Raw genomic sequence first — 24,198 nt, 5'->3', positions numbered from 1 at the left:
AAAACGGAACCTTGTCTTTCTGCCATTCGTCGTCACCGGGCCGCCGGTCAACACGCGCCGGGACGACGTGACTTTCGCACGACCTCTTTCAACCGTTCAGGAACACCGCATGCCCCCCACCGCCCCCGCGCTCGATACCGTCGTCTACGTCGCCAATGCCGGCGATGGAACCATTGGCAGTTACCGGCTGGATCGGAGCGCCGACCAACTGATTCCGCTCGCCACCACGGAGGCAGCCGACAATGTGATGCCGCTGGCCATCAGTCCCGATCGGCAGTATCTCTACGCGGCGGTCCGCAGTGACCCATTGCGGGTGCTGAGTTATCGCATCGAAGCCAGCACCGGGGAGCTGACGCCGCTGGGCAGTGGCGCGCTCTACGGCAGCATGGCCTACATCGCCACCGACCGCGCCGGCCGTTACCTGCTGGCCGCCTCCTACGGCGGTGATCTGGTTAGCGTCAGCCCCATCGATGCCAACGGTGTCGCCGGAGATGCCACCCAGACGCTTGGCACCGGCAGCCGCGCGCATGCCATCCAGACGACGCCCGACAATCATCACGTTCTTGCCACCAACCTGGGCGATGACCAACTGGCCCAGTTCTACTTCGCCGACGGTGCGCTCGCTCCCAACGAGCCGGCCGTCGCCAAGACGGCGACCGGCTCCGGCCCGCGCCATTTCGTCTTCTCGCCGAACGGGCGATTCGTCTACGTACTGGGAGAGTTCGACGCCACGGTAACGACCTTCGCGCTGGATGCCGACAGCGGCACGCTGAGCCGGGTGGGCGTCTGCCAGGGGTTGCCCGCGAACCACGGCCTCGCGCCCGGCATGCCCCGGGAGGAGATTCCCGACGGGGACGACACGCCTCGTATCTGGGCCGCCGATCTGCACGTCACGCCCGACGGGCGCTATCTCTACCTCTCCGAGCGCACCGGCAGCACCCTGAGCACGCTACGCGCCAACCCGGATTCCGGCGAGCTCCACTTCGTCGGCACCCGGCCTACCGTGACACAGCCCCGGGGGTTCGGGATCGATCCCGTCGGGCGTTACCTGGTAGCCGCCGGCGAACTGAGCGATCACCTGTCGCTCTATCGCATCGAAGCGGCCAGCGGCGAGCTGAGCCATGTCAACGATGTCGCCACCGGCCGCAAGACCAACTGGGTGGAGATCGTATCTTTCGAACAGCCGTGATCGCCGGTCCGCTACCGGGTCACGTGAATGCGCTGGTCACCTACCGCTGGTATACTCGGTCGCGACCGCGGGTTGTCGACAACTTTCACGCACCGTCGCCGCGACCGATTTCAGTCCGAGTGCCGGGCATCCAGGACGCCAGAAGCCGAGGTTCGGGCGGATATCACGTCCAGGACTCGAGAACGCGTCGGGTGACCGACAGAGGACGGCGTCGAGCGCAGACGTTTCGAACCGAAACGGCGCGCCGCGCATTCGAGTTTCCGCACGCACTCGACACTTCGTGTCATTGCCAAAGAGAGGTTAACGAACAGACATGTCCAATACGCCGAAGATCATCTATACCCTGACCGACGAAGCCCCGGCTCTGGCCACCTACTCTCTGCTGCCGATCATCGAGGCCTTCACCGGTACCGCCGGCATCACGGTCGAAACCCGCGACATCTCTCTCGCCGCTCGCGTCCTGGCCCAGTTCCCCGATCTGCTGAGCGACAAGCAGCGCGTCAGCGACGATCTGGCCGAACTCGGACAACTCGCGACGACGCCGGAAGCCAACATCATCAAGCTGCCCAACATCAGCGCCTCGGGGCCGCAGCTCAAGGCAACCATCAAGGAACTGCAGGGCCAGGGCTATCCGCTGCCGGACTATCCGGAAGAGCCCAAGAACGATGACGAAAAAGCGATCAAAGCAGCTTACGACAAGGCCAAGGGTAGCGCGGTCAACCCGGTGCTGCGCGAAGGCAACTCCGATCGTCGCGCGCCCAAGTCGGTCAAGAACTATGCCCGCAAGTACCCGCATCGCATGGGTGAGTGGAGCAGCGACTCTCAGTCTCACGTCGCCCACATGAGCGAAGGCGACTTCTACGGCAGCGAGCAGTCCGCCGTGATCGCCAATGCCGGCAAGCTGAAGATCGAACTGCAGCAGAAAGACGGTACCCATATCACCCTGAAAGAAGGCCTCGCCGTCAAGGAGAGCGAAGTCGTCGACGCCGCGAGCATGAGCAGCCGTCGCCTGCGCAACTTCATCGACAGCGAGATCAAGGATGCCAAGAAGCGCGGCGTGCTGTTCTCGCTGCACCTGAAAGCGACCATGATGAAGGTTTCCGACCCGATCATGTTCGGCATCGTGGTCGAGGAGTTCTACAAGGAGGCGCTCGAGAAGCACGCCGAGGCGCTGAAACTGGCCGGTTTCAACTCCAGCAGCGGTATCGGCGATCTCTACAGTGCGATCGAGAAACTGCCGAGCGAACAGCGGGACGCGATCAAGGCCGACATCGATGCGCTCTACCAAGAGCGCCCGTCACTGGCGATGGTCAACTCCCACAAGGGCATCACCAACCTGCACGTGCCGAGTGACGTGATCATCGACGCCTCCATGCCGGCGATGATCCGCGATTCCGGCAAGATGTGGGGCACCGACGACGCCCTGCACGATGCCAAGGCGGTGATTCCGGACCGCTGCTACGCGACCATCTACCAGACCGTGATCGAGGACTGCAAGACGCATGGCGCCTTCGACCCGACCACCATGGGAAGCGTGCCCAACGTCGGCCTGATGGCACAGAAGGCCGAGGAGTACGGCTCTCACGACAAGACCTTCCACATCCCAGCCGATGGCACCGTCGTCGTCACCGACGAGAACGGCCAGACGCTGTTCCGCCATGACGTCGAGGCCGGCGACATCTGGCGGATGTGCCAGACCAAGGATGCGCCGATCAAGGATTGGGTCAAGCTGGCCGTCAATCGCGCCCGTGAAAGCGGTTCGCCGGCGATCTTCTGGCTCGACGCCAACCGCGCCCACGACGCCAAACTGATCGAGAAGGTCGAGACCTACCTCAGGGATCACGATACCGACGGCCTGGACATCCGTATCCTCGCGCCGGTGGAAGCGATGAAGGTGTCGCTGGAGCGCATCCGCAAAGGCGAAGACACCATCTCCGTCACCGGTAACGTGCTGCGCGACTATCTGACCGACCTGTTCCCGATCATGGAACTCGGCACCAGCGCCAAGATGCTCTCCATCGTGCCGCTGATGAACGGCGGCGGCCTGTTCGAGACCGGTGCCGGCGGCTCCGCGCCGAAGCACGTCCAGCAGTTCCTGGAGGAGAACCACCTGCGCTGGGATTCACTGGGTGAGTTCCTGGCCCTCGCAGCTTCCCTCGAGCATCTCGGCAGCACCTTCGACAACGCCCGTGCCAGCATCCTGTCGGCGACGCTGGACAAGGCCAACGGCGAGTTTCTCGACAGCGACAAGTCGCCCAAGCGCAAGGTCGGCGAGCTCGACAACCGCGGCAGCCACTTCTATCTGGCGCTCTACTGGGCAAAAGAGCTGGCCGCCCAGACCGAAGACGGCGAGCTGAAATCACTGTTCGAGGAGATCGCCAAGACGCTCAGCGACAACGAGAAGGCGATCGTCGACGAGCTGAACGCCGTTCAGGGCAAGCCGGTGGACATCAAGGGCTACTTCCACCCCGATGGCAAGCTGGTGAGCGAAGCGATGCGGCCCAGCAAGACGCTGAACGCGGCATTGAGCAAGCTCTACCAGGCTTCCTGATCGGCGCACCGGCTCGAAGTTATCGAGCCGGTTTCACCGCTGCCACAACACCCAAAGAAACGGGCCCGTTTGCTTTGCAGGTCTACCACGAGCGAAACGTTGGCGCTCAGCTCGTCGCCAGCGCTTCTCCCCCCTTGCCGTTCAGGTGGGCCGGCACTTCCGGCTCGTCGACGGCAAACAGGCCGCCGCTTAGGCGACGTACCCGCTTCATGAACAACGCGATGCAGATCAGCGTACCGATCGCCGCCACCACGTAGCTCATCTGCAGCGAGAGACCGAAGCCGATCGGCGCGTAGGCGAGATAGGTGAAGGTCGCCATGGTCATGAACGTCGCCGGGATCGAGGTGATCAGGTGCGGCTTGCGTGCCAGCACCAGATACATGGTCGCGACCCACAGCGCGATGACGGCCGTGGTCTGGTTGGCCCAGGAGAAGTAGCGCCACAGCAGCGTGAAGTCCATATGGGTCAGCGCGTATGAGACCACGAACAGCGGCGCGGCGATCAGCAGGCGCTTGACGATGGGGCGCTGGTCGACCTTCAGGTAGTCGGCGATGATCATGCGCGCGCTGCGGAAAGCCGTGTCGCCGGAGGTGATCGGCAACACGATCACGCCGAGAATGGCCAGCGTACCGCCGATGGCGCCCAGCATGGTGGTGGAGACCTCGCTGACCACGGCGGCCGGGCCGCCGGCGGCCAGGACGTCGGACAGCGTGTGGTCGCCGTGGAACAGGCTCATCGCCGCCGCTGCCCAGATCATCGCGATGACGCCTTCGGTGATCATCATGCCGTAGAAGATCTTGCGACCGTTGCTCTCGTTCTCCGTGGTGCGAGAGATGATCGGCGTCTGGGTCGCATGAAAACCGGACAGCGCGCCGCAGGAGATGGTCAGGAACAGCAGCGGGAAGATCGGTGCGCCCTGGGGATGCATGTTCTGGAACGAGAGCTCGGGAATCGGCGCGCCGGTAAAGATCATGCCCAGGCCGATACCCAATGCGCTGAACAGCAGCAGCGCGCCGAAATAAGGATAGATGCGCCCAATCACCTTATCGATCGGCAGCAGCGTCGCCAGCAGGTAGTAGGCGAAGATCACCAGCGTGATCAGCGTGATCGACAACGGCGTCATGTTGGCGAGCAGCGCCGCCGGCGAGGTCACGAAGACGGTACCCACCAGCAGCAGCAGCAGAATGGCGAAGCCGTTGACGACGTGCTTCATCACCCTGCCCAGGAACTTGCCCGCCAGCTGCGGCAGATGAGCGCCATGATTGCGGATCGAAATCATGCCGGTGAGATAGTCGTGCACCGCACCCGCGAAGATACAGCCGACAACGATCCAAACGAACGCCACCGGACCGTAGAGCGCGCCGAGAATCGGCCCGAAGATGGGCCCGACCCCCGCGATATTGAGCAGTTGAATCAGCGAATTCCGCGTGGTGTTCATCGGCACGTAGTCGATGTTGTCGCGCATGGTGAACGCCGGCGTGCGTCGCTTGCGGTCGGTGACGAACACCCGCTCCACGAATTTCCCATATGTGAAGTAGCCCACTATCAATAGCAGGATCGATCCAATGAATGTAATCATCTAGGGCCCCTGGTGCTGGAAAGACGCCTTGTGGGCATCCGGCAGGTACGACACGGACCCGCAGGATCCGCAATTTGATAGAGCGCGCCAATTTACGAATAAGGCCCGCACATTACATCTAGACTTTAGTGGTGGTGACGACGCTTGTCTCGATGGGACTTCTCAAGCATGCTGGCGCCTTTCCAGCCACCTCGCCCACACCGTCAATGTTCAAGACTCTCGTGGCACTCCTTCTCATCGCCTCGCCGGGCCTGCTGGCATCGATCTCCCCCGCGATGGCGGCAACGCCATCGACCGCTCCCGACCTGCTGGCACGCGCCGATGTGAGATATCAGCCGACGGCGGCCTCACTCGATCGACTGGCCCCGGACGCCGATCCCGACGTCGTCGCCCTCGGCCTGGGGATCATGCAGTGCGCGCAGCAGCACGGCGTGGGAGAGAACGCCCGACGCCTGGCGATCATCGACTACAGCCGCTCTTCACTGACGCCACGTCTCTGGGTCTTCGATCTGGCCCGCAATACGCTCCTCTATCGAGAGGTGGTGGCGCATGGACAGGGCTCGGGCGGGGACATCCCGGATCACTTCTCCAACCGAGAAGGCTCTCACGCCTCCAGCCTGGGCCTGTTTCTGACCGGCCAGACCTATGAAGGCAAAAACGGCTACTCCCTGCGCATGGAGGGACTGGAACCCGGCTTCAACGATGCGGCGATGAGCCGCGCGATCGTCATCCATGGCGCTGACTACGTGAACCCGGCAGCCGGCGAGGCGCAGGGCCGGCTGGGTCGCAGTTGGGGGTGCCCCGCCCTGCGCCCCGGCATCGCCGATGGCGTGATCGACGTGCTGAAGGATGGCCAGTTCGTGTTCTCCTACTATCCCGAGCGCGAGTGGCTGATGCGTTCCGCGCTGGCCCGGTGCGGGCAGGCCCGGGTCGCGCAAAACGTTCACGAGCATCGCTGGCTCGGCGCGCGCTGAACGATCTCCACGGAACGCCTGTTTCCGGACCTTGCCAGGTTCCCCCGCAGGGGCGACATTGATAGGGTGCCGGGCGTCGATGACGAGAAGAGAACCGGCAGTCGTCAGGGAGCTCCCCAATGCTGCGGTTGGGATTCACGCTACTGTTGAGCCTTGCCCTGCTGGCCTCACCGGCCAGTTTTGCCGTGCCTTTCTGGGGCGACAAGCAATCGAACCCTATTGATTCCCCACTCGACCGACTGCCTCCCGGCGCCTGGATCTGGGGCGGTGATGACAAGCGGGCCGGGCCGATGGCCGTCGTCGTCAGCCTGGCCGAGCAGCGGGCCTACGTCTATCGCAACGGCATCCTGATCGGCGTGAGCACGATCAGCAGCGGTCGCCCCGGCTACGAGACGCCTACGGGTGTCTTCACCGTGCTGCAGAAGGACAAGGATCACCGCTCCAATCTCTATGGCAACGCCCCGATGCCCTACCAGCAGCGATTGACCTGGGACGGCGTGGCACTGCATGCCGGCGGCTTGCCGGGCTACCCGGAGTCCCACGGCTGCGTCCACCTGCCCACCGAGTTCGCCCGCCTGCTGTTCGACGCCTCGAACCTCGGGATGACCGTGGTCGTGGCCCAGGAAGGTCAGGCGCCGGTTTCCCTCGTTCACCCCGGCCCGTTGAGTCCGATCGATGCGCATACCGGCGCCGATGCCGGCATGCCCCAATTGGCCAGTGGCAGTAGCTGGCGCTGGGCCATGGATCCCCCCGCCGCGGGGCCGATTTCGATGGTGCTGAGCCGCAGCGACCGCATGATCGTGGTCTATCGCAACGGTGTCGAGATCGGCCGCTCCCGTGTCGAGCTAGCTCGTTCGGATACCGTGACGGGGACTCGCGCCTATATCGTCGAGGGGCATTTCCATCCCCCGACCTCGCAACAGAGCGCTCACACGAATCCCGGAAGAGACAACCGGGCATTGCCGATGCCCACCTGGATCGCGATCGGTGTACCGGGTTACGAGAGTGCGGCCGGCCAGCGGGTACCCGCCGATCTGGTCAATCAGGTCGTCGTGCCGGACGGTTTCAAGCAGAAGGTGTTGCCTCTGCTCACCCCCGGCACCGTGCTGGTCGCCACCGATGCGCACCTGGCTCCCGAAAACAGCGGCGAACGTCTGCGCGTGATCGACAGCGTCGGCCCCCACGACTGGCTCGATGATGTCGCCACTGAATCTGATGCCGGCGCCAACCACTGAAGTCGCCACCGACGGGCACGACGAGGCATGCGACATTCAGCCACTATGACCCATCCCGGAACTGGCCTATGTTGATGGTCGACGAGCGATTCGACGAGTCGTGACACGTCAACGGCCGCAGACGACCGGAGACGGTGCGGCCCCTGGAGCGCTTCCGCTGGTTCCCTTCACCTTTGGGAGGTTGCCATGTTCAAGTCTCTGCTGGTCCCCATCGATGGTTCCGAGGACTCCCATGTCGCGCTCAATGTCGCCTGCCAACTGGCGGCACCGGTTCAGGGCAAGCTGTATCTCCTGAATGTCCGCGATCCCTATCCACAACTGCACCGCGGCGAGTTGCTGAGCGTCGAAGCGGCGATCAAGGCGGCTTCGGCGGACACCGCGCTCCGCGAAGGTCACGCCATTCTGGACGTGGCGCTGGATACGCTCCCCTCTTTTCCCGGTTACAACGGCGAGTTCGACAAGCTGGTCAAGCAGGGCTCGCCGGCCCGCACGATCGTTGCCGAAGCCGAGCGACTGGACGTGGACGCGATCGTGATGGGCAGCCGTGGCGTCGGTCAGTTCAAGGGTCTGATGATCGGTAGCGTTTCCCACAAGGTGACCCACGTTGCCAAGTGCCGGGTAATCTGCGTGCATGAGACCCCGCACCAGCACGCGACGCAGGCACCCCACGAATTCGTCGACTTCGACTGATCCTCGGCCTGAGCCGACAATTCGTGCGCAGGACTTGCGAGACACCAGGGTCACCACCATGCTGTGAGATCACGGCGGGAGAGGTTCCCGGAGGAGAGAGCCAATGGCCAGCGGCTGGGCAAAAGACGGCGCGGTTCAGGAGCAGATCGACAGCACCGTAGAAGACGGTATCCAGGAAGCGCGGCTGCGACTGCAGAGAGCCGGGCCCAGCCTGGCAGTGTGCGAGGAGTGCGAGGCGCCGATCCCGGAAGCGCGCCGCCAGGCCGTCCCCGGCGTTCGGTTGTGTATCGCCTGCCAGGCCGAAGCGGATCGCCACCAGACGCACCGCGCCGGCTACAATCGCCGTGGCAGCAAGGACAGTCAACTGCGCTGAGCGGGTGGTCGAGCCGTCAGGCCGGCGACCTCGCCCCCTCCGGCATCGACTGCAGCAGTTCGAGCAGGTCCCGGATCACATGCCTCTGCAGTTGCTCGGCCCGGTCCCGGGATAGGCGCACCCGCGCGGCTGGGTCCGGCTCCCCTGCATCGCGATCACCGAAGACGGCCTCGAACGGCACGTGCGGGAAGAACTGCTGCTGAAGCCGAGCATTCTCCTCGCGATGATGCGTCATGATGCGTCGAGCCATCTCCGGGTCCATGAAATCCCTCTCACGCTGGAACAGCTCGTTGCCGGCGCCCAGCGTCCTGATCAGCCGTTGCTTCAGCCTGTCATCATGGATATCGCGGAAGAGCCCTTGATAGCCAGCGAGAATCTCGCAGAAAAAGGGATTCAGGCTGAGATTGCTTCGATCCTGGTTGAAAGAGAGCGTCGACGGATCCTCCACCAAATGAGCGAAGAAGTCCGTCAGCAGCTCTCCCCCTCGTAGCGCCTCCGCCTGCAGCGGTCTCACCGTCACATGAGCCGCCCCATAGAGTCTGCCGAAAGCCTGCCCGACCGCCAGATAGTGGGGGTTGGCCCGGCGTAACGCTTCCTGGCTATATTCCGCGAATGACTTGCCCTCCTTGAACCCCCACTGCTGCCAGGCGGAGAGCAGATAATCGTCCTGCCGGCGAATGTAATAGATCACTTTGACGTCATCGAAGTATTCGGCGAGCACCCGATGGATGCCCTCTCCGATCGGCCCCAGCAGATGGTTGATGAGGTTCTCCGCGGAGATCACGAAGGTCGCGTCCCGCCACAGTGGCGACTCCTGCCAGGACGCCAGGCGCGAGCGCAGAGACGTCGTGTCTCCACCATTCTCCATGACCTGTCGAAAGAACTCGCGTGGGGTTTCACCATAGGGATCGAACCCGGCATCGCCGGGCAGGCGAAGGTGCGGATCGGGCACGACGACCCGATTGTCGGCCAGTCCCGGTCGATTGCGGATGATCGCCCGCTGGATGCTGGTCGAACCGCACTTCGCATGACCGGGGTGAAGTAGTAATCTCATGGCATCCCCTCGCATGTAGCAAGCCGTAACGGCCCAGATTTAGGCCATTACAAACGGCAGGGCAACCGGCGGCGGGTGCCCGGAGGCCAAAATCCCAAAATAGACTTGGATGCGTCGTCGAATCGACTTAGTGACATCCCGCCCGCCACGGGAATGCAAACCTAACTCCTCACTGTCATGCGTCGCACCGAAGGAACCGATCCCAATGCATTTCGATCTGGCGGACCTGCGTATCTTCGTCCATGTGGCGGAAGCCAGGAGCCTGACGGCAGGCGCACAGCGCGCGCATCTGTCGACGGCGGCGGTCAGCGGCCGCGTCAAGTCGCTGGAGGCACAACTGGAAAGCCGTCTGTTCTACCGGAGCAGCCAGGGTGTCGAGCTGACCCCGGCCGGGGAGCGGCTGCTGCAGCACGCCCATCTCATCCTGCGCCAGGTCGAGCGTGTGAAGAGCGAGTTCTCCGGCTATGCCAGCGACGCTGCCGGACACCTGCGGATCTTCGCCAACACCACCGCGGTGATCGAATTCATGCCCGAGGTGCTGGCCGATTTTCTCGCCGCACGCCCCGGTATCACCGTGGACCTCCAGGAACGAATGACCAGCGATATCGTCCGCGGTGTGCTCGACGGCACCGCCGACATGGGCATTCTTGGCATCATGGTAGGCGTCGAGGTGCCCTCGCGACTGAAGACGCTGCCTTTCAGCCAGGACAGGCTGGTGCTGGCGACACCACTCGATCACCCGCTGGCCGAACGCGAGGAGGTCACCTACGAGGATGCGCTGGATTACCCCCATGTCACGCTGCACGAAGGCAGCACGCTGTTTCATTATCTGGAGATGAAGGCGCTGGAGCTGGGTAAGCCACTGCCGGTCAGAATTCAGGTTTTCGGTTTCGAATCGGCGTGCCGCATGATCGAGGCCGGGGTCGGGGTGGGTATCATTCCGGAGTCCTGCGCACTTCGTTATCGAGGCCACATGCGCTTGAGCGTGCGTCACCTGAGCGACGCCTGGGCATACCGTGAACGCAGCATCCTGATTCGCGACGACCATGCCCTGCCCGGGTTTGGACAGGAGCTGCTGGATATCATCACCCAATACCAGTCAGCGCCACCTTTCTCTCAGGCGCAGCGCACACCCAGCCGACCATGAAAAATGCCCCGCGGCGCGGGGCATTGTCACCAGGGCCGACATCTGGCCCATCAACTCAAGCGCTGCATGTAGTCCACGTAGCCGAAGGTCTTGACGGTTCGCACCTCGCGGCTTGTCTCGTCGATCCGGCAGATCGCCGGCAGACGAATGCCGTTGAAGGTGGTGGTCTTGACCATGGTGTAGTGTGCCATGTCGGTGAACACCAGCCGGTCGCCGATCTCGAGCGGCCGGTCGAAGGCATAGTCACCGATCACGTCGCCGGCCAGGCAGGTCGTTCCGCCGAGGCGGTAGGTATGGGCTTTCTCGCCGGGCTTGGCACCGCCGATGATCTCGGGCCGATAAGGCATCTCCAGCACGTCCGGCATGTGCGCCGTCGCCGAGGTGTCCAGGATCGCGATGGGACCATCGTTTTCGACGATATCCAGCACGCTGCAGACGAGATAGCCGGTGTTCAGCGCGATCGCTTCGCCCGGCTCGAGATAGACCTCGAGATGGGGATGACGCGCCTTGAAGTCACGGATCACCCGCACCAGGCGTTCGACATCGTAATCGGCGCGAGTAATGTGGTGTCCACCGCCGAAGTTGACCCAGCGCAGGCCGGCCAGGTACTGACCGAACCCGGCCTCGAACGCCGTCAGCGTCGCTTCCAGCGCATCGCTGTTCTGCTCGCAGAGCGCGTGGAAATGCAGGCCTTCCAGCCCCTCGACGTCTCCCGGCGACAGATCGACCGCCCGGGTGCCAAGGCGTGAACCCGGCGCGCAGGGATCGTAGAGCGCCACTTCACCGGTGGAGTGCTCGGGATTGACCCGCAGCCCGCAGGAGACGCGGCGCGGCGCCGCCCTGACCGTCTCGCGGAAATGCCGCCACTGGCTCGGCGAATTGAAACTCAGGTGATCGGCGTAGCGCAGGACCACATCCATCTCCGGCGCGGTGAACGCCGGAGAATAGACATGGACTTCACCGCCGAACGTCTCGGCGCCCAGGCGCGCCTCGTCCTGCCCACTGGCGGTCGTCCCCACCAGGTACTGACTCACCAGCGGGAAGGTGTTCCACATGGCGAAGCCTTTCAGCGCCAGCAGAATCTTGGCACCGCTCTCGGCTTGTACCCGCCCCAGCAGCTCCAGATTCCGCCGCAACAGCGCGTCATCCACCACGTACGCTGGCGACGGACAGGCGCCGACATCGAACGGCGCCGCGTCGAGCGAGTGGCCGGTGTCGTGCGTCGCCATCAGGCCAGTGGATCCTGGTCAGGATCGAGCTCGACCATCTGCCACGGCAACCCCATCTCGCCGATGCGCGCCATGAACGGGTCGGGATCGAGCTGCTCGACGTTGAACACGCCCTCGCCCTTCCAGATGCCTTCCAGCATCAGCATCGCACCGGTCACCGCCGGCACGCCGGTGGTGTAGGAGATCGCCTGGGACTGGACTTCGGCGTAGCACTTCTCGTGGTCGCAGATGTTGTAGATGTGCACCTTACGACGCTTGCCATCCTTGATGCCGTCGAGAATGACGCCGATGTTGGTCTTGCCCTTGGTGCGCGGGCCGAGCGACGCCGGATCCGGCAGGACCTGCTTCAGGAACTGCAGCGGGGAAATCTCGACTCCCTCGACCTGGATCGGCTCGATGCGGGTCATGCCGACGTTCTCGAGCACCTTGAGGTGTGTGATGTACTTCTCCGAGAAGGTCATCCAGAAGCGAATGCGCTCCAGGCCCTTGATGTTCTGGGACAACGACTCGAGCTCTTCGTGATAGAGCAGATACATGTCCTTCTCACCGATGCCGTCGAAGTCGAACTTGCGCTTCTCGGCCAGCGGCGGTGTCTCGACCCACTCGCCCTTCTCCCAGTAACGGCCGTTCGCGGTGATCTCGCGAATGTTGATTTCCGGGTTGAAGTTGGTGGCGAACGGATAGCCGTGGTCGCCGCCGTTGGCATCCAGGATATCGATCCGGTGGATCTCGTCGAACAGGTTCTTCTGGCCGTAGGCACAGTAGATATTGGTCATGCCCGGATCGAAGCCACAGCCCAGCGTGGCCATCGCACCCGCCTTGGCATAACGATCCTGAAACGCCCACTGCTCCTTGTATTCGAACTTGGCCTCGTCCGGATGCTCGTAGTTGGCGGTATCCAGATAGGGCACGCCGGTCTGAAGGCAGGCTTCCATGATGGTGAGATCCTGATAAGGCAGTGCCACGTGAATCAGGATATCCGGCTTGAACGACTCGATCAGCGCGACCAGCGCTTCGACGCTGTCAGCGTCGACCTGAGCGGTCTGGATCGAACGCGGCAGTTGCTCGGCGATGGCCTTGCACTTGGCTTCGTTGCGGCTGGCGAGACAGATCTCGCTGAATACTTCGGGATGCTGTGCGCACTTGTGGGTAACGACGCCACCGACGCCACCGGCACCAACAATCAGGACTTTGCTCATGAATTCGCTTCCAGATCGGGAAAAGTCAACAGTGATAAGGTCTTATCGGTAGTGGGCAACTAACGTCTCATAAGATTCAGCGCACCCCGACCCGATGCCACCCCGGTCTTGGTCTCTCGTACCGTCCCTGGGAACCGGCGAGAGGTCGCAGATGATGACCTCGTCAGAGACTGGCCTCAAGACTTTTTCGCGTCAAATCCCGGTCGATTTTAGGAGGGATTCGTTACCGTCAGACGAAACAGCGCCCTCCGCCATCCCGCCCTCGTGTGACACCTTCAACCGCGGGGCCCGAACAGTATGACGCCGGCGCCGACCAGGCAGATCGCCGCCCCCGTCAAATCCCAGCGATCCGGCAGGCGGTGCTCGACGAGCCATAACCACAATACCGAGGTGACGATGTAGACACCGCCGTAAGCGGCGTAGGCACGTCCGGCATAATCGCTGTCCACCAGCGTCAGCAGCCACGCGAACAGCCCTAGGCTGATGGCGCCCGGGACCAACCACAATGGGGAACTGCCCGATCGCCACCACGCCCAGAACGCGAAACAACCCGCGATTTCCGCCAACGCCGCAGCGAGATAGATGAGAGGAGTCGACAAAACGATAGTCCATGAATGAATGTCGGACAGACTGTCGCGTCTCGAGGGACGTGCCGCAAGCCAGGCAGGCTTTATGATCGTGGCCGACGTCAGCGGTCGTTACCGGCAGACACGACGACCCCGGCCTGCTGCCGGGGTCGAGATACGTTCTTCGGCACGTTCAGGAAGTCATCAACGTCGGCCGAGCAGAATCCCCAGGAAAACGCCGACACCACCGGCGATCGCCAAGGCGCTGATCGGGTTCTTCACCGTGGCTTCACGCACGTCGTCAAGCTTCTCGCCGTAGTTGGCCTGCAATTTGCCGGCGGCCTGCCTGGCCTTGCCCTCGCGGCGGAGATTGTCATCTTCGGTCAAACCACCGATCGTTTCCTGAGCATGGCCCTTGAGTTCCTCGGTGCGTCCTTTCACTTGATCTTCGTACATCTCGATCTCCTTGATTGCCGTTGCCGCAGCGGAATCATTCCGCTGACACCTGAGCATAGTTGGCTTAAAGGATCTCGACAAAACCCATGAGTTCCGAAAACCGCCAGACTTCGGCGCAGGAGCGGTTTACGCTACGCACCGATCACTCCCGGAGCCTGTTCAGCATGCCACTACTCTCGCTTGGTCGTCTGCTTCTGCTATCGGCGCTATGGGGCGCCAGTTTCCTGTTCATGCGCATCGCTACCCCGGCCCTGGGGGCCTTCCCCACGGCGTTCTTCCGCGTGCTGCTCGGTGCGGCGGGACTGGTGGCGATCCTGGCGCTACTGCGCGTGCGTTGGCGCTTCGACGGCAAGCTCGGAGCAGTGCTAGCGATTGGCATGATCAACTCCGGTATCCCGTTCGGCATGTTCTGCATCGCCGCGCAGTACCTGCCTGCCGGCTATTCCGCGATGCTCAACGCCTCGACGCCGCTGATGGGGGTGATCCTCGGCGCCACATTGTTTCACGAGCCGTTGACGAGAGATCGGCTGGTCGGCGTCGCGGCGGGCATGCTGGGTGTCGGCGTCCTGGTGAGCGCGGGGCCCGTCCGGATCGATGGTGGCCTGCTCATTGGCGCCGCCGCCTGCCTGACTGCCGCGGTCTGCTACGGGCTGGGCGGGTTCATCGTCAAGCGCTGGGTGGCCGATCGCGGCGGCCTGGACTCTCGCCTGATCGCCATGGGCTCGCAGGTCGGCGCGACGCTGCTGCTGGCGCCCTTCATGATCGGGCAACTGGCGCTGACACACCAGGCCACTGCCTGGAACGACAGCGGCGTCTGGTGGGCAATGCTGGCGCTGGGTCTCGCCTGCACCTCATTGGCCTACCTTCTCTATTTCCGGCTCGTCGAAGATCTCGGACCGGTCAAGCCGCTCACGGTCACCATGCTGGTACCCGCGTTTGGCGTGCTCTGGGGCGCGCTCTTCCTGGGCGAGCAGGTGACCTGGGCGCATGCCATCGGCGGCTCGCTGATCGGCGTTGCGCTCTGGCTGATCCTGTTCCGACGTCGGCGCGATGCCGTGGTACCCCGCCAGACCGGCGATTGAGCCCGACACGCTCGCCACCGGATTTTCGAACTATACTGAAAATCGCATTCTGCTAAAAAAGGAATAAGCGATGCGTAATTCAGGATTGATAGGTGCGGGATTGTTGGGCTTGACGCTGGCCCTGGCGGGGTGCGCCAGCACGCCGCCCTCGCCTTACGAGAAGGCGGCCGGTGAGTATGAAGGCGTTCTACCTTGCGCCGACTGTTCGGGCATCCAGGTCGACCTGGAGATGATGAACATGGATGACACCGGTGGGGCCTATGTACTGAACAGCCTCTATCAGGGGCGCAGTGACGAGCCCATGACGACCCAGGGCAACTTCCTGGTCCTGAAGGACGCCGGACCGCAACAGATGCCGACGATCTACGAGCTCAAGGGTGCCGGCGGCAACACGATCTATTACCTGCGGCCGCTCGATAACGGCGATCTGGAAGTCCTCGATACGCACATGCAGTCGATCCAGTCGGGTGCCGACATGACGTTGAAACGCCAGTAACGGTGCACGGTCGATAATGGCGCGCCGGGCGATACCCGGCGCGCCCGGAAGTCGGCTCAGCGCTTCAGTGAGCGGTGCACGTAAAGGTCGTAGCGGCTCGTCTTCCCCTCCACCACATGCTTCGGTGCGGGGCCATCGATCGGCGGAGCCTTCCGCGGGCGCTTGACCACCACTCGATGTGTGGCGACCTCCAGCGCCGCCTCCAGCAGGCGCGGGGCGTCGTCATCGCTACCTGCCAGGTCCCGGAACAGTCGCATCTCCTTTTTGACCAACGCCGACTTCTCCCGGTGGGGGAACATCGGATCGAGATGCACCACCTGGGGCTCCTGCGGCCAGTCGCCGACAGCCGCCGCCAGTTCGGCCGCGCTATCGGCGTGGCGCAACGACAGTCGCCCGGCGATCTCCGCCACCTCATCGTCCGCCAGCGCTTGCGACAGGGCGGCCTCCAGCAGCGCATGGATCGCCGCCACCCGCTCGATCATCAATACCTCGGCTCCCAGCGACGCCAGCACGAAGGCGTCCCGGCCCAGGCCGGCCGTGGCATCGACCACCCGCGGCGTCACGCCCTGGCCGAATCCGCAGGCGCGCGCCACCAGTTGTCCCCGCCCGCCGCCGTAGCGTCGCCGATGCGCCGCCGCGCCGGAGACGAAATCGGCCCGGACCGGAAGACCGTAACGCTTGGTGTCACCGGCGATCTCGAGCCCTTGCCCGGCGCGCTGCAGAACCAGACCCTCGGCAGGTGCCGAGGCGGCCCAGGGCAGGCCGTAGCGCGCGGCCAGATCGATCAGCGCCTCCCCGACCACGATCAGCGGCGGGGCCGCCTTGCTCATGTCGCCCATACGAACAGGGCGATACCCAGCAGCAGTCGGTAGATCACGAAAGGCATCATGCCGATCTTGTCCAGCGCGACCAGGAACAGCCTGATACAGAGCCAGGCCGCCACGAAAGAGAACGCCACTCCCAGAAAGATCTCGTGCCACTGCGTCGTAGTGCCCGCCTGGACCAGCTCCACGCCTTTCAACGAGCCCGCCGCCAGAATCAGCGGGATCGACAACAGGAACGAGAAACGCGCCGCCGCCTGACGGGTGAAACCGAGCATCAGGGCCGCCGTCATGGTGATTCCCGAGCGAGAGGTGCCGGGAATCAAGGCAATGGCCTGGGCGAGACCGATCAACAGCGCCGTCTTGAGTGACATCGTTTCGATCGGGCGTATCCGGGAGCCCCGCTTGTCGGCGATACCCAGCAATACGCCGAAAACGATCGTCGTCGTCGCGATCACCAGCACGGAGCGCCCCGCGCTCTCGACCCAATCCTCGATCAACAGCCCGAAGATGACCGCCGGAATGGTACCGACGATGATCGCCCACCCGAGGCGGCTCTCCGGCGTCTGCCCCCGCTCGCCGAACTGAGTGAACCAGGCGTGGAGAATACGCCAGACTTCATGTCGAAACGCGAACAGCACGGCGCCCAGAGAGCCGATATGGACTGCCACGTCGAAGGCCAGCCCCTGATCGGACCAGCCGAAGAGCTGGGAGGGCAAAATCAGATGTGCGGAGGAGGAGATGGGCAGGAATTCCGTCAAACCCTGGATGATGGCGAGTGCGGCCAGTTGCAAAACATCCATTTTCTTTCGATATCCTTGTTCGAGGAGGTCGCCATCGTGGACCTCGATCTTTCACGCCTTACGCCACGCCACCTCATCACGCAGATAGACGGGAATTACCTCGTGAGGCGCGCTGCCGCGCGCGCCACGCTCCCATGATGTGGCGGCCAGACGCACGAGATCCTCCGCCGCCGGTAGTTCGTCGGGGAGGGTTTGCGGCAATGCAACCTGTACATCGACAGGTATATTAGACAAAAGTTGCCAACCGCTGCCTATCCCCAGCCACTCGATATCGCGATCCGTGTCGGGCAGACGCAGTCTCGAAGGCGGCATGACGCGTGGCTCGAGGGTCACGGTCAAGACGCCGTCGTGGCAGTGATAGGCCGCGACGTAGATCTCGTCCATGCGGGCGTCGAGGGCGGCGATGACGTGTCGTGCGTGCCATTTGCGGTGAGCCGCGAGCGCCAGGGCTTCTAGGGTGGAAACCCCGATTAGCGGCAGGTCGGCGCCGTAGGCAAGCCCCTGGGCGATGCCGGCAGCGATTCGCAGGCCGGTGAACGAACCCGGGCCATGGCCATAGACGACCGCGTCGAGCTGGGCCAGGGTCACGCCGGCTTCCGCCAGCACCTCGTCGATCATCGGCAGCAGCAGCCGGGTGTGTTCACGGGGGGCAATCTCGAAACGCTGAACGATCTGGTGATTCCATATCAGCGCGCAGGAGCAGGCAGTAGAGGAGGCGTCCAGCGCCAGCAACGTCGGCATCGGTTTCCCGGGGAATGGCAGCATCAAGAAGGTGGCGAGTATAGCGCCATCGCGATGTCAAAACGATGGCTCCGCCAGGAGGCGGAGCCATTCGGAATGATCAGTGGGTCGTCGGCGGGTCAGCCCTTCAGCGCGGCGAGGACCTGCTCTCGGATCTCGTCGACGCTGCCAACGCCGGCGATACGGTGATACTCCGGCGCGGCTTCGGCATCCTCGGCCGCCCACTCGCGGTAGTAACCGACCAGCGGCTCGGTCTGATCGTGGTAGACCGAGAGACGGTGGCGCACGGTCTTCTCGCTGTCGTCGTCACGCTGGATCAGCGGCTCGCCGGTGACGTCGTCCTTGCCTTCCTCCCGGGGCGGCTTGTAGTCGACATGATAGACACGTCCGGAGTCCGGGTGGACGCGACGCCCCGAGAGCCGGTTGACGATCTCTTCGTCGTCGACGGCGATCTCCACCACGTGGTCCAGCTTGATGCCGGCGTCCTTCATCGCATCCGCCTGCGGGAGCGTGCGCGGGAAGCCGTCGAACAGGAAGCCGTTGGCGCAGTCGGGCTGGGAGATGCGTTCCTTGACCAGTGCGATGATCAGATCATCCGATACCAGAGCACCGCTGTTCATGGTCTCCTTGACCTTGACCCCCAGCTCACTTCCCTCCTTGACCGCGGCACGCAGCATGTCGCCGGTGGAAATCTGCGGGATATGGAAATGCTCGCAGATGAACTGGGCTTGGGTACCCTTGCCAGCGCCGGGGGCGCCCAAGAGGATCAAACGCATTGATAACTGCTCCTTCGTGAATCGCATCGGTTGTCGGACCGGTCAACGGCGTTGAGAACTCAACGCAGACGACACCGTCAATGGCTCATGACGATACCTGCCGATCGGGTAGCGCACAAGACTCGCCTGGACCGACGCACCGCTACCGAGCACGCCAGCAAGACCTGATCACCAGTCGATAAACGCCAACGGCCCCCGAAGGAGCCGTTGGTGTGGATCGAGCGAACCGCCGCATCAGACCAGCATGCGCCGGATATCGGTCAGCACCTGTGCCAGGAAAGCGGTGAAACGCGCCGCGTCGGCACCGTTGACCGCGCGGTGGTCGTAAGAAAGCGACAGCGGCAGCATCAAGCGCGGCTCGAACTCGCTGCCGTTCCAGACCGGCTTCATCGACGACTTGGAGACGCCGAGAATGGCCACCTCCGGCGTGTTGACGATGGGCGTGAAGGCCGTGCCACCGATCGAGCCGAGGCTCGAGATGGTGAAGCTGGCACCGCTCATCTCCTCTCGGGACAGCTTCTTGTTCTGCGCCTTCTTGGCCAGCTCGACCGACTCCTTGGCCAGATCGATCAGCGACTTCTTGTCGGCATCGCGGATCACCGGCACCATCAGCCCGTCCGGGGTATCGACCGCCACCCCGATGTGCACGTAGTGCTTGACGATCAGCTTGTCGCCATCCGGGTGCAGGCTCGAGTTGAACTGCGGGAACTTGCGCAGCGCATAGGCACACGCCTTGATCATGAACGGCAGCGGCGTCAGCTTGGCGCCCTGGGACTCCGCCTCCGCCTTCATCGACTTGCGGAAGGCCTCGAGCTCGGTGATGTCCGCTTCGTCGAACTGGGTGACGTGAGGCACGTTGAGCCAGCTGCGGTGCAGGTTGTTGGCACCCGCCTTCATCAGACGGCTCATCGGCTTCTCTTCGATCTCGCCGAACTGACTGAAGTCGATCGCCGGTACCTGCGGAATGCCCGCGCCACCGGAAGCGGCCGCAGGTGCCGAAGCACCACCGCTCTTGCGCGCTTTCATCACTTGCTTGACGAAACCGTCGACGTCGTACTTCAGGATCCGCCCCTTGGGACCGGAGCCCTTGACTTCACCGAGGTCGACACCCAACTCGCGAGCCAGCTTGCGGACCGCCGGACCGGCATGCACATGGGCACCGGCGGTCTTGTCATCGCCATGCTTCTCGCGCGCCTCCGGGCTCGGCTCGCCGCTGGGCTGCCGCTGTGCCCGCGAGCCAGCCGACGCCTTGGCATCGTCCTTCTTGGCATCGCTCTTGGGCGTCTTCGCCCCGGACTTGCTCGCGTCACCATCGGACTTGGCCGTCTTCTTCTTGCCACCGGACTGGCCGGCGACTTCGACGTAGCCGATCAGGTCGCCCTCGGAGACGCTGTCGCCCTCCTTGACCGCCAGTTCGACCACCTTGCCCTTGACCGGGCTGGGCACGTCCATGGAGGCCTTGTCGGACTCCAGCGTGATCAAGGTGTCTTCCTTGTCGATCTCGTCGCCTTCGCTGATGGCGACTTCGATGATCTCGACGCCTTCGCTGCCGCCGATATCCGGCACGCGAATCTCCTGACGACCGCCCGTGCTGTCGTCGGCGTCTTCGTCGTCACCCTCTTCGTCGGCGCTGTCTTCTTCGGTATCGGCGCTGTCGTCGGCGCCCGGCGCTTCGGCATCGTCCGCTGCCGGGGCATCGTCTTCCTCGTCGTCACCCTCGCCAGCGATCTCCATGGTGCCGATCAGATCGCCTTCGGAGACGCTATCGCCCTCCTTGATCGAGAGCGACACGATCTTGCCACTGTAGGGACTGGGCACGTCCATGGAGGCCTTGTCGGACTCGAGCGTGATCAGGGTGTCTTCCTCGCTGATCTCGTCGCCCTCGCTGACGGCCACCTCGATGATCTCGACGCCATCGCCACCGCCAATGTCCGGCACCTTCACTTCGACGGTGCGCTTGCCCCCGCCGGAGGATTTCTTCTTAGGCGCTGCCTTCTCGGGCTCTTCCTTCTTCTGCGACTCGGCGTCATCCTGCGGGGCCGCGTCGTCGGAGGCGTCGTCATCGGATGAGGCTTCCGGCTCATCCTCGCCTTCGCCCTCGGCTTCCAGCTCCAGGATGTCGTCGCCCTCGGAGACGGTGTCGCCTTCCTTGACCAGAATCTTGACCACCTTGCCGCCTTTCGGCGCGGGGACATCCATGCTGGCCTTGTCCGACTCCAGCGTGATCATGGTGTCTTCGGCGGAGATGACATCGCCGACGCTCACCGCAATCTCGATGATTTCGACATCGTCGCTGCCGCCGATGTCGGGAACTTTGATGATTTCGCTACTCAAGGTCGCGCTCCTTTAATCATCTGCCGACCCGCCCCGCGGGCAAGGTCGGCTAATTCAGGCATTCTGGCCGTCGCTTTCAGCCGGCGACGGCACCCTGACGTGGTCCGTCGACTCAAGACACCAGCGGGCTGGGCTTGGCGGGGTCGATGCCGTACTTCTTCATGGCATCGTTGACGACCTTGGCCTCGATTTCGCCCCGTTTGACCAATGCACGCAGGGCCTGAATCGTCACGTAGTAGCGGTCTACCTCGAAGAAGCGGCGCAGCGCTTCGCGGGTGTCGGAACGCCCGAAGCCATCGGTACCGAGCACGTGGAAGTCGTTGGGCACCCAGGCGCGGATCTGATCGGCATACAGCTTCATGTAGTCCGTCGATGCAATGACCGGACCCTCGGCCCCCTCGAGCTGCTGGACGACCCAAGGCTTCTCGCGCTTCTCATCGTAGTCGAGGAACTGCTGACGATCGTATTCGAGCGCTTCGCGACGCAGCTCGTTGAAGCTGGTCACGCTCCAGACATCGGCGATCACACCATGCTCTTCCGCCAGCATTTCGGCAGCCGCCTCGACCTCGCGGAGGATGGTGCCACTGCCCATGAGCTGGACCCGCGGCTGTTTCTTCTTGCCGGCCGCCTTGCCTTCGTGCAGGCGGTACATGCCGCGAACGATGCCCTCCTCGCTGCCTTCCGGCATTTCCGGATGCGAGTAGTTCTCGTTCATCACCGTCAGATAGTAGAAGCAGTTTTCCTTGTCCTGGAACATCCGCTTCAAGCCATCCTGCACGATGACGGCCAGTTCATGCCCGTAGGTCGGGTCGTAGGCCCGGCAGGTCGGCACGGTCGACATCAGGATATGGCTGTGGCCATCTTGGTGCTGCAGGCCTTCGCCATTGATGGTGGTACGACCGGCGGTGCCGCCGACCATGAAGCCACGCGCCTGGAGATCGCCGGCCGCCCAGACCAGGTCGCCGATTCGCTGATAACCGAACATCGAATAGTAGATGTAGAACGGGATCAGCGGCAGATGGTGGTTGGCGTAGGAGGTCGCGGCCGCGATCCACGCCGACATCGAACCCGCCTCGGTGATGCCCTCCTCGAGGATCTGGCCTTTCTTGTCCTCGCGGTAGTACATGATCTGGCCGGCATCCATCGGCTCGTACTTCTGGCCTTCCGCGGCGTAGATACCGAGCTGCCGGAACATACCTTCCATCCCGAAGGTACGCGCTTCATCCGGGATGATCGGCACGATACGGGAGCCCAGCTGCTTGTGCTTGACCAGGCCGTTGAGGACGCGCACGAAGGACATGGTGGTGGAGACTTCGCGGTCGCCGGAGCCCTTCATCTGGGTCGCGAACATCTTGTCGTCGAGACCGGGGATCTCCATCGCCACGAAGTCGGCCTTGCGCGCCGGCAGGAAGCCACCCAGCCGCTCGCGCTGGAGATGCATGTACTTCATCTCCGGGCTGTCGTCCTCGGGCTTGTAGTACGGAATATCGCCGCTCTCGATCTGCTTGTCGGAGACCGGGATGCCGAAGCGGTCACGGAACGCCTTGAGGGCGTCGACGTCCATCGACTTGATCTGATGGGCTTCCATGTCGGCTTCGCCGTGGCCGCCACCCATGCCGTAGCCCTTGACGGTGTGCGCCAGGATCACGGTGGGACGCCCATTGGCGTTGTTGACCGCCTCGTGGTACGCCGCGTAGACCTTCTGCGGATCGTGGCCACCGCGGTTGAGACGGAAGACCTCCTCGTCGGAGTACTCCTTGACCATCTCGGCAGTCTCTTCGTACTTGCCGAAGAACTCCTTGCGCGTGTAGGCCCCGCCCTGCGCCTTGTAGTTCTGATACTCGCCGTCGACCGCCTCGTCCATGCGCTTCTGGAGCACGCCCTTGGTGTCTTTCTCGAACAGCGGGTCCCACAGGCCGCCCCAGACCACCTTGATGACGTTCCAGCCGGCGCCGCGGAACACGCCTTCGAGCTCGTCGATCACGCGCGAGTTACCGCGTACCGGGCCGTCGAGACGCTGCAGGTTGCAGTTGATGACGAAGATCAGGTTGTCGAGCTTCTCGCGGCTGGCCAGGTGCAGCGCGCCGAGGGATTCCGGCTCGTCGCACTCGCCGTCGCCGAGGAACGCCCAGACCTTGCGGTCCTTCATGTCCTCCAGTTCACGTGAGTGCAGGTACTTCATCACGTGGGCCTGGTAGATCGACTGGATCGGCCCCAGCCCCATCGAGACGGTCGGGAACTGCCAGTAGTCCGGCATCAGGTAAGGGTGCGGATAGGATGGTAGCGCGTCGCCGTCCACTTCCTGGCGGAAGTTGTCCATCTGCTCCTGGGTCAGGCGGCCCTCGAGAAACGAGCGCGCATAGATGCCCGGCGTCACGTGCCCCTGGATATAGAGCAGGTCGCCCTTGTGGTCACCGTTGTCGGCCCGGAAGAAATGGTTGAAACCCACTTCGTAGAGCGTGGCACTGGACTGATAGCTGGCGATATGACCACCCAGGCCCTTGTGCTTCTTGTTCGCCCGCAGAACCTGCACCATGGCATTCCAGCGAATCGCCGAGCGGATCTTGCGCTCGATGAACATGTCGCCGGGCATCTTGGCTTCACGATGGACGGGAATGGTGTTGCGGTGCGGCGTGGTCCCGGAAAACGGCGGTGAAGAGCCGTCACGACGCAGACGGTCCGCCAACCGGGTCAGGATGTACCGAGCGCGCTCTTCGCCCTCATGCTCGACAACCGAGGCCAGGGAATCCAACCACTCCGTGGTCTCGACCGGATCGAGATCTTCTCGTGTCTCCAGACTCATAGACAACTCTCCGAATGGGAAAAGGTTTGCCATTCGCCCGGCCATGGCGGGTAGCCGCAGCGGGGCTTGGGAATATGCGCTCTTCGGTGCGGGCGCGGCT

General features: G+C 63.4%; 21 protein-coding genes. 9 read left to right on the top strand and 12 right to left on the bottom strand.

What is annotated here, in order from left to right:
* Positions 1–109 precede the first annotated feature (109 nt).
* Positions 110–1,189: a beta-propeller fold lactonase family protein gene (locus DOM56_RS08630; RefSeq protein ID WP_157958189.1), complete on the top strand. Its 1,080-nt coding sequence runs from the start codon at positions 110–112 to the stop codon at positions 1,187–1,189.
* Positions 1,190–1,502: 313 nt separating this feature from the next.
* The gene (locus DOM56_RS08625; RefSeq protein WP_110708381.1) at positions 1,503–3,740 is read left to right on the top strand and encodes an NADP-dependent isocitrate dehydrogenase; all 2,238 of its coding nucleotides are present in this window, start codon (positions 1,503–1,505) and stop codon (positions 3,738–3,740) included.
* A gap of 106 nt (positions 3,741–3,846) precedes the next feature.
* Here the strand turns inward: DOM56_RS08625 and DOM56_RS08620 are convergent, their stop codons facing one another.
* Entirely contained in the window at positions 3,847–5,319 is a 1,473-nt protein-coding gene (locus DOM56_RS08620; protein WP_110598427.1) for a carbon starvation protein A, read from the bottom strand.
* Between the two features lie 221 nt (positions 5,320–5,540).
* Between DOM56_RS08620 and DOM56_RS08615 the strand changes: the two genes are divergently transcribed.
* From DOM56_RS08615 to DOM56_RS08600, 4 genes are all read left to right on the top strand, one after another.
* A complete protein-coding gene (locus DOM56_RS08615; protein ID WP_232822232.1) occupies positions 5,541–6,293 on the top strand; it encodes a murein L,D-transpeptidase catalytic domain family protein in 753 nt (250 codons plus the stop codon).
* A gap of 119 nt (positions 6,294–6,412) precedes the next feature.
* Entirely contained in the window at positions 6,413–7,528 is a 1,116-nt protein-coding gene (locus tag DOM56_RS08610; RefSeq protein ID WP_110708379.1) for a L,D-transpeptidase, read from the top strand.
* 186 nt (positions 7,529–7,714) lie between these two features.
* A complete protein-coding gene (locus tag DOM56_RS08605) occupies positions 7,715–8,218 on the top strand; it encodes a universal stress protein (protein ID WP_110708378.1) in 504 nt (167 codons plus the stop codon).
* Positions 8,219–8,321: 103 nt separating this feature from the next.
* A complete protein-coding gene (locus DOM56_RS08600; protein ID WP_110598431.1) occupies positions 8,322–8,591 on the top strand; it encodes a DksA/TraR family C4-type zinc finger protein in 270 nt (89 codons plus the stop codon).
* A 16-nt stretch (positions 8,592–8,607) separates the two neighbouring features.
* On the opposite strand, the gene DOM56_RS08595 is transcribed toward DOM56_RS08600, so the two are convergent.
* Positions 8,608–9,645 (bottom strand): hypothetical protein, encoded by a 1,038-nt coding sequence (locus tag DOM56_RS08595; RefSeq protein WP_110708377.1) that lies wholly within the window; start codon positions 9,643–9,645, stop codon positions 8,608–8,610.
* Positions 9,646–9,850: 205 nt separating this feature from the next.
* Here DOM56_RS08595 and DOM56_RS08590 point away from each other — a divergent pair, with 205 nt between their 5' ends.
* Positions 9,851–10,792 (top strand): LysR family transcriptional regulator, encoded by a 942-nt coding sequence (locus DOM56_RS08590; RefSeq protein ID WP_110708376.1) that lies wholly within the window; start codon positions 9,851–9,853, stop codon positions 10,790–10,792.
* Between the two features lie 50 nt (positions 10,793–10,842).
* Here the strand turns inward: DOM56_RS08590 and nspC are convergent, their stop codons facing one another.
* The 4 genes from nspC to DOM56_RS08570 form a co-directional block, all read right to left on the bottom strand.
* On the bottom strand, positions 10,843–12,021 hold the full coding sequence (gene nspC, locus DOM56_RS08585; RefSeq protein ID WP_110708375.1) for a carboxynorspermidine decarboxylase: 1,179 nt from the start codon (positions 12,019–12,021) through the stop codon (positions 10,843–10,845).
* Positions 12,021–13,220 carry a saccharopine dehydrogenase family protein gene (locus tag DOM56_RS08580; RefSeq protein ID WP_110708374.1) on the bottom strand — a complete coding sequence of 400 codons (1,200 nt, stop codon included), beginning with the start codon at positions 13,218–13,220 and terminating at the stop codon, positions 12,021–12,023. The genes nspC and DOM56_RS08580 overlap by 1 nt, the downstream gene beginning before the upstream one ends.
* A 275-nt stretch (positions 13,221–13,495) precedes the next feature.
* The gene (locus DOM56_RS08575; RefSeq protein WP_110708373.1) at positions 13,496–13,819 is read right to left on the bottom strand and encodes a YnfA family protein; all 324 of its coding nucleotides are present in this window, start codon (positions 13,817–13,819) and stop codon (positions 13,496–13,498) included.
* Positions 13,820–13,990: 171 nt separating this feature from the next.
* Positions 13,991–14,242, bottom strand: a complete 252-nt coding sequence (locus DOM56_RS08570; RefSeq protein ID WP_157958188.1) for a CsbD family protein — start codon at positions 14,240–14,242, stop codon at positions 13,991–13,993.
* Between the two features lie 86 nt (positions 14,243–14,328).
* Between DOM56_RS08570 and DOM56_RS08565 the strand changes: the two genes are divergently transcribed.
* Positions 14,329–15,324 (top strand): DMT family transporter, encoded by a 996-nt coding sequence (locus DOM56_RS08565; RefSeq protein ID WP_232822231.1) that lies wholly within the window; start codon positions 14,329–14,331, stop codon positions 15,322–15,324.
* A 70-nt stretch (positions 15,325–15,394) separates the two neighbouring features.
* The gene (locus DOM56_RS08560) at positions 15,395–15,820 is read left to right on the top strand and encodes a copper resistance protein NlpE (RefSeq protein WP_110708371.1); all 426 of its coding nucleotides are present in this window, start codon (positions 15,395–15,397) and stop codon (positions 15,818–15,820) included.
* Positions 15,821–15,876: 56 nt separating this feature from the next.
* Here DOM56_RS08560 and DOM56_RS08555 read toward each other — a convergent pair whose 3' ends face one another.
* The 6 genes from DOM56_RS08555 to aceE form a co-directional block, all read right to left on the bottom strand.
* Positions 15,877–16,650, bottom strand: a complete 774-nt coding sequence (locus DOM56_RS08555; protein WP_110708650.1) for a class I SAM-dependent methyltransferase — start codon at positions 16,648–16,650, stop codon at positions 15,877–15,879.
* On the bottom strand, positions 16,647–17,444 hold the full coding sequence (locus tag DOM56_RS08550; RefSeq protein ID WP_110598439.1) for an undecaprenyl-diphosphate phosphatase: 798 nt from the start codon (positions 17,442–17,444) through the stop codon (positions 16,647–16,649). Before DOM56_RS08550 ends, DOM56_RS08555 begins: the two co-directional genes overlap by 4 nt.
* 51 nt (positions 17,445–17,495) lie before the next feature.
* Positions 17,496–18,185, bottom strand: a complete 690-nt coding sequence (gene tsaB / locus DOM56_RS08545) for a tRNA (adenosine(37)-N6)-threonylcarbamoyltransferase complex dimerization subunit type 1 TsaB (protein WP_110708370.1) — start codon at positions 18,183–18,185, stop codon at positions 17,496–17,498.
* 119 nt (positions 18,186–18,304) lie between these two features.
* The gene (adk, locus tag DOM56_RS08540; RefSeq protein WP_110598441.1) at positions 18,305–18,961 is read right to left on the bottom strand and encodes an adenylate kinase; all 657 of its coding nucleotides are present in this window, start codon (positions 18,959–18,961) and stop codon (positions 18,305–18,307) included.
* 234 nt (positions 18,962–19,195) lie between these two features.
* On the bottom strand, positions 19,196–21,295 hold the full coding sequence (gene aceF / locus DOM56_RS08535) for a pyruvate dehydrogenase complex dihydrolipoyllysine-residue acetyltransferase (RefSeq protein WP_110708369.1): 2,100 nt from the start codon (positions 21,293–21,295) through the stop codon (positions 19,196–19,198).
* 112 nt (positions 21,296–21,407) lie between these two features.
* Positions 21,408–24,098 carry a pyruvate dehydrogenase (acetyl-transferring), homodimeric type gene (gene aceE, locus DOM56_RS08530; RefSeq protein WP_110708368.1) on the bottom strand — a complete coding sequence of 897 codons (2,691 nt, stop codon included), beginning with the start codon at positions 24,096–24,098 and terminating at the stop codon, positions 21,408–21,410.
* Positions 24,099–24,198 lie beyond the last annotated feature (100 nt).

It is taken from the genome of Salinicola sp. CR57, from assembly GCF_003206585.1.
Classification (GTDB): domain Bacteria; phylum Pseudomonadota; class Gammaproteobacteria; order Pseudomonadales; family Halomonadaceae; genus Salinicola; species Salinicola lusitanus.
The sequence above is the reverse complement of the archived record's forward strand: the minus strand, read 5'-3'. Positions and strand labels throughout refer to the sequence as shown.

What these genes read in the sequence shown, in the direction of transcription:
- DOM56_RS08630 (WP_157958189.1), top strand. Translation starts at nt 110, where the DNA reads ATGCCCCCCACCGCCCCCGCGCTCGATACCGTCGTCTACGTCGCCAAT.
- DOM56_RS08625 (WP_110708381.1), top strand. Translation starts at nt 1,503, where the DNA reads ATGTCCAATACGCCGAAGATCATCTATACCCTGACCGACGAAGCCCCG.
- DOM56_RS08620 (WP_110598427.1), bottom strand. Translation starts at nt 5,319, where the DNA reads ATGATTACATTCATTGGATCGATCCTGCTATTGATAGTGGGCTACTTC.
- DOM56_RS08610 (WP_110708379.1), top strand. Translation starts at nt 6,413, where the DNA reads ATGCTGCGGTTGGGATTCACGCTACTGTTGAGCCTTGCCCTGCTGGCC.
- DOM56_RS08605 (WP_110708378.1), top strand. Translation starts at nt 7,715, where the DNA reads ATGTTCAAGTCTCTGCTGGTCCCCATCGATGGTTCCGAGGACTCCCAT.
- DOM56_RS08600 (WP_110598431.1), top strand. Translation starts at nt 8,322, where the DNA reads ATGGCCAGCGGCTGGGCAAAAGACGGCGCGGTTCAGGAGCAGATCGAC.
- DOM56_RS08595 (WP_110708377.1), bottom strand. Translation starts at nt 9,645, where the DNA reads ATGAGATTACTACTTCACCCCGGTCATGCGAAGTGCGGTTCGACCAGC.
- DOM56_RS08590 (WP_110708376.1), top strand. Translation starts at nt 9,851, where the DNA reads ATGCATTTCGATCTGGCGGACCTGCGTATCTTCGTCCATGTGGCGGAA.
- nspC (WP_110708375.1), bottom strand. Translation starts at nt 12,021, where the DNA reads ATGGCGACGCACGACACCGGCCACTCGCTCGACGCGGCGCCGTTCGAT.
- DOM56_RS08580 (WP_110708374.1), bottom strand. Translation starts at nt 13,220, where the DNA reads ATGAGCAAAGTCCTGATTGTTGGTGCCGGTGGCGTCGGTGGCGTCGTT.
- DOM56_RS08570 (WP_157958188.1), bottom strand. Translation starts at nt 14,242, where the DNA reads ATGTACGAAGATCAAGTGAAAGGACGCACCGAGGAACTCAAGGGCCAT.
- DOM56_RS08565 (WP_232822231.1), top strand. Translation starts at nt 14,329, where the DNA reads ATGAGTTCCGAAAACCGCCAGACTTCGGCGCAGGAGCGGTTTACGCTA.
- DOM56_RS08560 (WP_110708371.1), top strand. Translation starts at nt 15,395, where the DNA reads ATGCGTAATTCAGGATTGATAGGTGCGGGATTGTTGGGCTTGACGCTG.
- DOM56_RS08555 (WP_110708650.1), bottom strand. Translation starts at nt 16,650, where the DNA reads ATGAGCAAGGCGGCCCCGCCGCTGATCGTGGTCGGGGAGGCGCTGATC.
- DOM56_RS08550 (WP_110598439.1), bottom strand. Translation starts at nt 17,444, where the DNA reads ATGGATGTTTTGCAACTGGCCGCACTCGCCATCATCCAGGGTTTGACG.
- tsaB (WP_110708370.1), bottom strand. Translation starts at nt 18,185, where the DNA reads ATGCCGACGTTGCTGGCGCTGGACGCCTCCTCTACTGCCTGCTCCTGC.
- adk (WP_110598441.1), bottom strand. Translation starts at nt 18,961, where the DNA reads ATGCGTTTGATCCTCTTGGGCGCCCCCGGCGCTGGCAAGGGTACCCAA.
- aceE (WP_110708368.1), bottom strand. Translation starts at nt 24,098, where the DNA reads ATGAGTCTGGAGACACGAGAAGATCTCGATCCGGTCGAGACCACGGAG.